Consider the following 6401-nt stretch of genomic DNA (forward strand, 5'->3'; position numbering starts at 1 on the left):
GTCAGTCCTAACCCGCCGTTGACAAAGCGAACGTGTGACGGCCAGGACGACGGAAGGCCCAAGCGTCAGAAGTTGTTGCGGCGTCACATCCGGCGCGATGTGGGCGTGTACGTCCAACGGTGGACGCTCATAGGGCATGGTCGATGGCCTCTAACAGTTCATGCCTGCCCCGCATAACAACATCCAGCATCGCCTCGTAATCGGTGCCGCGCGGCCACCGGGCAGACGCTATCAAGTCGTCAATTGTGGGTGTTCTCGTAGCCCAGGACTGCACTGCCCACAAATCCCAGTGCCGCGCGTTCAGCAGCTTGGCGTAACCCTTCGCGGTTACGCGGTCTTGCAGATATTCGGTGGGGTCGTCGACACCAGCCCCGATAAACGCTCCACGGCGGATCAGACAGGCAATACATAAGCCGCAGTTGACATTCGGGCTCCCGCCCTCGTAGCCGAGTCCGCCGTCAAGTTTGCTGCATGACAGGGTCTTTGCGGCGGTATTTAGGATCGGATTTCCGAACTTCGCAATGGCGCTGCCGAGCATCTCACCCTTGGTTTCCAGGGCGTGGGGGTTCACCAGAGATACCGGGATGCCTAGCTCGCTCAACAGCAGATTGGCTTGATCGAATGTCCACGGGTGCGTCGACTTGGTCGACAGTGCGCCCCCGCGACTAGCCTCAATCTTTCGTGAGTTGACTGGTGGTTGTCGATTCGGCCGGTTGTCTTCGGTGGGGTGATGTGGGCGTGTGTGATTTCCGGCGCTGTGTCGCCGGTTGTCCTTGGGTCCTGGCTCGTCGGGTCTGATGTAGTGGATTCAATTGAGCGCGGCGATGTTTCGCTGTCCGCTGATCAGCAGCTGTGACCAGGGCCATCGTCTACTTAGGCGCAGTATGCGGCGACGGCCGGTGGTGATGATGCGTGCGGCCACGGCCAGCAGGCGCAGGCGTAGGCGTTTGGGTTCCCACCGGCGGGCGGGGTGGTCGTGCCAGGCCAGCAGTTGAGTCCAGGTCAGCAACTCATAGGCCAGGGCGGCCAGCTCCAGCCAGATCTCGTTTTTGCCGAAGGCCTGCAGTGGCAGGTTGGTCAATCCGGTGTCTTTGAGGGTGCGGATGCGGTCCTCGGCGCGAGCACGCAGCCGGTGGCGCATTTCGAGATCAGCGAGCCGGCCGCCGATGGTGTTGGTGGCAAACAGGGTGATTCGCCAACCGTGGGTATCAGTGATGCGTAGCTGGGCACCCGGGTGCGGGCGTTCCCGGCGGGCGATCACCCGCATCCCGGGCGGCCAGCCGATGAACGTCGCCGGCAGCCAACGGGTCAGTTCGGCCACCTGGGCCCCCTCGCGGGGACGGCCCTGGGCATCGAGTGCTCGACGCCAGGCCTGCCGCGGCAGCGCTGCCAAGGCGTCGAGTACGGGCTGGCGCCCGTAAACGCCCACCGAGTACGACAACCCGAGATGGTGGATGTGCCAGAGGAACTCCTTGACCCCCGAGCCGGTGTCACCGCGGACCAGCACCTGGTCGCGATGACCTTCGGGTAGTTGGGCCAGCGCGGCGTCGAGAACCGCGATCTGATCGGCGGCATCGCTGGCGTTGGCCCGCCCAGGACGCAGCATCGCCGCCAACGGTTCGCCGGTGCCACCGGCGCCGTGATCAACAAACGCCATCATCGGATGAAATCCGTATCCCCGCTTGAAGTTGGGCGTCGCACCCTCCTTGTCTGAATGCGCTGTGATCAACGTGGCGTCCAGATCGATGACCACCTCCTGATCGGCAGCCACAGGGCAGCGGTACTGCCATACCGTGGCCCGTGCGCTTGCCCGCGCCCGGCGGATCGCGGCGATCGCCGCACCCGGGTCACCACCGAGAGCATCGATGAGCCGACTGATCGTGGGATCAGAGGCCACCGCGCCGAACAACGCCGGCTGGGCCCGCAGCAACCCCGCATCACCCAGGCAGTCACCGCCCAGCGCGATCGCCAGCGCCAAATCCAGCACCGCCTTGCCCGGGTCGTGGACCGACCGCGCCGCCCGCCACGGCGCCAGCTGCCGCGACAACCCCCGCACCAAGCCGCTGACCTGCGCGGTCTGTACCAGCAGCGACGCACCGGTCGAGGAAATCAACGACTCGCAGCCCACCTCGACCTGAAACCCACCACACCGGTTACGCTTCACCTACGGAGTGCCTTCCCGCTCGCAGAGAATTGACCTTCGACAAGCCAATTTTCTCAAGCAGGACAGGCACTTCCGTGCATTACACGCCCGTCACCACTCCACATTCACGAAAGATCGAGGCTAGGCACCATGGCCGGATTCACACTGGTGAAACCATTCTCAGGAACCCGCACCTGAGGCGCCGAGATCGCTGCGGCGGCGGCGACGGCCAATGCCATGAACAGAAACGACCGGGTCCTTGTCGAGTTATCGAGGCTGTGCGCCGGCGCTAGCCGCACACGCTTCCAGAGGAAATTGGTTATCGACTGCGTGAGTGCCACCGCAATGGCGTCCTGCGACCATGCGATCGAGCGGGTCTGATCGCGATGTCCCACATACAGCGGCGTGGCTTGGAGATCAGCCGGTACCGACACGGCACCGCACAGCGAGTCGAGTCCACCCGAGAGTAGGGCAACAGTATCGCGGCCGGTGATCGTTTCCGCAGTCGGATTGGTCTGCACGTGATTCGCCACCGGTGTCAGTGTCCAGGCGTCGCCGGTCAGCCACGCGAACAGATCAACCAGTCGTTGCGCTGCAGAGCCGAGAAACGTCCCGGGATCATCGAGATGGACAATGATTTCCAAGTGCCGGGAGAAGTAGTTTTGCGATCGCCGCACGCTCCTGTCGATGAGGTAAGCAGCGGCGGCGATACGGCTGAGATCCCGGGCAACGACGGTTGTTGGCCCGAAAGGGGATATGGCCCAATCGATGTCGGTGACGAGATCAGCGGAAGCGGAACCCGGAACAGGCCAGCGTATGGCGATTCCGTCTGATCGGACCCGGTCGTCGGTTGCGGCGAGAAGCTCCAGGACGCTCACGATCAGCTTCTCATCGCTGCGAACACCGTTTCGACGAGGGCGGTTGCCCGGTCGATGAACTGAGATGCCGACAGGTAGCCGGATGATCCGGTCACCAGATGCTTGGCTTTCTTGAAGATGTACGGCTTCATTCGTCGTTCCAGCTTGGTGATGATGTCGCGCCCGAGTTGGCGGCTGGCACGCTGGGAGGTCAGTTCAACGAGTGCCTGTTCGTAGACGTATGCGCCCAGGAGGTAGTCGATCTGATCGTCCTGGCTCAGGTCGGGATTGGACGCGATCTCTTTGAGGGTGGCGTGTGCGGCGCGGCGGAGAGCCTCATCGTCGGGATGTCCAGGGGCGCCGATTATTTCGTCGAGGATGGCTTGTTGCTGTTCACGCGGTGACAGGTCCTGCAGGTGCTGCAGGTTCAGTCCGAGCTCGGCGAGAGTGTTCCCGTCGCCCCGCGCCAGGGCTGAGCCCGCGGCGACTGCCGCGGCTCCGCGCGCAGCCGAGAGTTTCGCGCTGCGTCCCGCGCGCGGCGTGCCCACGAATTTCGAAGTGCTGCTCCGGACACCGGTCCCGCCTGGCGAATACTGACTTGGGCGTACGGATCCGGGTGAGTACGGGGCCAGCGTCGGCGGTCGGCGGGGCTCCTGAGCCTGGATCGCTGTGATTACGTGGTCGATCAGGCGATCGATACTTTCGTCGATCTGCGGGTTGGGGTCGCTGTCCTCGACGGCACCGATGTCACTGTGGGAGCGTGTGTCGATTTCGTCGAGAAGTGTGACGTCGTCGGCCGCGTCCTCCCATGGTGCCGAACCACTTCCGCCGAACGCTAGCTGGGTGCCCACCTAGCGTACGTCCTCACTAAGTGCTGCGAGTTCATCGGTTGCCACCTGTCGGACATCATTTTCGAGGCGGGTGTCATCGATAACGGCCTGCAAGGTATTGGCTGCACCGGGAATTTGGGCGATGTCCACGATCGACGCGGGCGTGAGGTGGCGAACAGCGTGTGTGAGCACCGCGTCGTGAAGCGTGGGCGCCAAGCTGTCTTCGCTCTTTGCGACGCCGCACGCGGACTCGATGGCAATCTCGGGATTGACCGCGGCAGCGCGCTCAAGCAGGCGTACGACGATTCCCGTTCGTTCGTCGAGATCCAGCTGCGTGGCCTCCTCCAGGGCGGCTCGCCGGACCGATTCGGAGTCGTCGAGCAGATCGTCCATCAGGCGGAGCGCCTCCGTTGACAGACCCTCGCCTGCGCTGGCCGAGGTGAAGGTAGCTGCCACGTTGAGGTAAGCGTCGATCTTTCCGGCAATGCCGGCCAGGCTCGGTGCGGCCGCGGCCCAGTCGCGCGTGTCGTCTTCGATGCCCTCGGGCCGATTCACATCGCCGGAGTCCGCCGCGGCCGTAGCCCATGCTTCCCATTCGTCGAGGAGCTTTCCTCGCGCTTCCGGTGATGTCTCGACAAGAATGTTGAAGGACGCCGGATAGCGGTCTTCGAGGATGTAGAGCTTGAGCATCACATTCAAGTCGAGTTCGGAACCGCGAGCTGTTGCGATGGTCATCCGCACTCCCCAAGCGTTCAAGAATCGCTTAATCGCGCGTGGGCTGCTCCACTTGTCGACGCTGATGCCCTGCGCGATCTGCGCTGCAAGGCTGAGGTCTTCGACCTCGGGGACTTGCACGCCTTCGGCGTATGTACCGCCCACATAGGGTTTTTCGGAGTTTTCGCGCCGTTGTCGGACGTGGGCGACAAGGTTCTGAGTGTGCTCGGGTGATGCCCCGCGCCGGTGACACAGCAGTAGCAGGATGAATGTCTCGGCGTCTTCACGCGACAAGGTCGGCAATCGCACGGGCAGCTGAACAATCTTCTCCAGGTAGCGGTCCGAATAGGTGCTGCGCGCGCCGGCGTTAGCACTACGTTCGACCGCGGGGCGTGTCAGATGGTCTGTGTAAGTCCTGTTAACGGAAGGATCGCGGGACGTGACGACAGGCAAGGACATGGATGGGACGCTGGTTGAGGCTGGCTCGACGGTCGAGATGGCCGAAGCGCTTCGGGCTTCGGGTGCAGTCGATGATCTACTAGCGCAGATCGATACCGGCGAGGTAGCTCTGACCGGTGAGGGAGGTCTGCTGCCGGGACTGATCAAGCTCGCCCTCGAACGCGGGCTGGCCGCGGAGCTGACCGACCATCTGGGCTATGAGAAGGGCGACCCGATCGGCCGGGAGCTGCCCAATGCCCGCAACGGCAGCTCGCCCAAGACCGTGCACTCCGAGGCCGGTCCGGTTCCCCTGGAGGTGCCGCGCGACCGCGACGGCTCGTTCACCCCGCGACTGGTCCCCAAAGGCGCCCGCCGCATCGGTGGGCTCGATGACATGATCGTCTCGCTGTATGCCGGTGGAATGACGTTGCGGGACATTCAATTTCATCTAGCGTCCACGATCGGAACCGAGGTATCGCACGAGACGATCTCTAAGATCGTCGATGAGGTCTCCGATGAGGTCCTGGCGTGGCAGCGCCGGCCGTTGGAGCCGCTGTACCCGGTGATCTATCTCGACGCGATGATCGTGAAGGTCAAAGACGGCGGCCACACCCGCAACAAGGCCGCACACATCGCCGTGGGTGTCGATCTGGCCGGGGTCAAACACGTCTTGGGGATCTGGGTCCAGCCCAACGAGGGAGCCTCGTTTTGGGCGTCGGTCTGCGCTGATCTGGCCAACCGCGGCATCAAGGACGTGCTGATCGTGTGCTGTGACGGGCTGACCGGGTTCCCCGAGGCGATCGCGGCGACGTGGTCGCAAGCTGCGGTGCAGACCTGTGTGGTGCACCTGATCCGCAATGCTCTGCGGTTCGTGTCCTACAGCGACCGCAAGGCCGTGGCCGCGGCGCTCAAGCCGATCTACACCGCGCCGGACGCCGATGCCGCCCGGGTGGAGTTAGACGCGTTCACCGCATCGGATTTGGGTAAGAAAAACCCCACGGTGGCAATGGTTTTCGAACGCGCGTGGGAACAGTTCATCCCGTTTCTGGGATTCCCGCCCGAGCTGCGCAGGGTGATCTACACGACCAACTCCATCGAATCGCTGAACTACCAACTGCGCAAGGTCATCAAGAACCGTGGCCAGTTCCCCAACGACGCCTCGGCGGTGAAATTGCTCTGGCTGGCGATCTGCAACATCGAGGACAAACGCGCCGCCCAGCGGGCCAAGGAGCGCGGCCAAAAGCACGGCCGAGTAGCCCCCGGACGCCTCGTGGAAGGACAAGTGGTCACCAACTGGAAGAAAGCGCTCGAACAACTCACCCTGGTCTATCCAGAGCGCATCGAACGTTATCTGTAAGCACCACAACAACCGACACCAACAATCAGACAGGGCGATTTACACAGAAAACTTGACAGGCT

The 6401-nt window shown here is 63.2% G+C and carries 6 protein-coding genes; 1 reads left to right on the top strand and 5 read right to left on the bottom strand.

Features of this window, described 5'->3' with window-relative positions; all coding sequences use genetic code 11:
• Positions 1 to 127 precede the first annotated feature (127 nt).
• The 5 genes from JF781_RS27200 to JF781_RS27220 form a co-directional block, all read right to left on the bottom strand.
• Positions 128 to 601: a hypothetical protein gene (locus tag JF781_RS27200; RefSeq protein WP_225330591.1), complete on the bottom strand. Its 474-nt coding sequence runs from the start codon at positions 599 to 601 to the stop codon at positions 128 to 130.
• 207 nt (positions 602 to 808) lie between these two features.
• Positions 809 to 2164, bottom strand: a complete 1356-nt coding sequence (locus tag JF781_RS27205) for an IS1380 family transposase (protein WP_308011613.1) — start codon at positions 2162 to 2164, stop codon at positions 809 to 811.
• Positions 2165 to 2268: 104 nt separating this feature from the next.
• Positions 2269 to 3021 (bottom strand): hypothetical protein, encoded by a 753-nt coding sequence (locus tag JF781_RS27210; protein WP_225330592.1) that lies wholly within the window; start codon positions 3019 to 3021, stop codon positions 2269 to 2271.
• A 2-nt stretch (positions 3022 to 3023) separates the two neighbouring features.
• Positions 3024 to 3548, bottom strand: coding sequence for a hypothetical protein (locus JF781_RS27215; protein ID WP_225330593.1), 525 nt, complete (start codon positions 3546 to 3548; stop codon positions 3024 to 3026).
• Between the two features lie 303 nt (positions 3549 to 3851).
• On the bottom strand, positions 3852 to 5003 hold the full coding sequence (locus JF781_RS27220) for a P-loop NTPase fold protein (RefSeq protein ID WP_225330594.1): 1152 nt from the start codon (positions 5001 to 5003) through the stop codon (positions 3852 to 3854).
• Between JF781_RS27220 and JF781_RS27225 the strand changes: the two genes are divergently transcribed.
• Positions 4984 to 6339 carry an IS256 family transposase gene (locus JF781_RS27225; RefSeq protein WP_374109795.1) on the top strand — a complete coding sequence of 452 codons (1356 nt, stop codon included), beginning with the start codon at positions 4984 to 4986 and terminating at the stop codon, positions 6337 to 6339. The genes JF781_RS27220 and JF781_RS27225 overlap by 20 nt on opposite strands.
• Positions 6340 to 6401: the final 62 nt, after the last annotated feature.

Source organism: Mycobacterium sp. WUMAC-067 (genome assembly GCF_020217485.1).
GTDB lineage: Bacteria > Actinomycetota > Actinomycetes > Mycobacteriales > Mycobacteriaceae > Mycobacterium.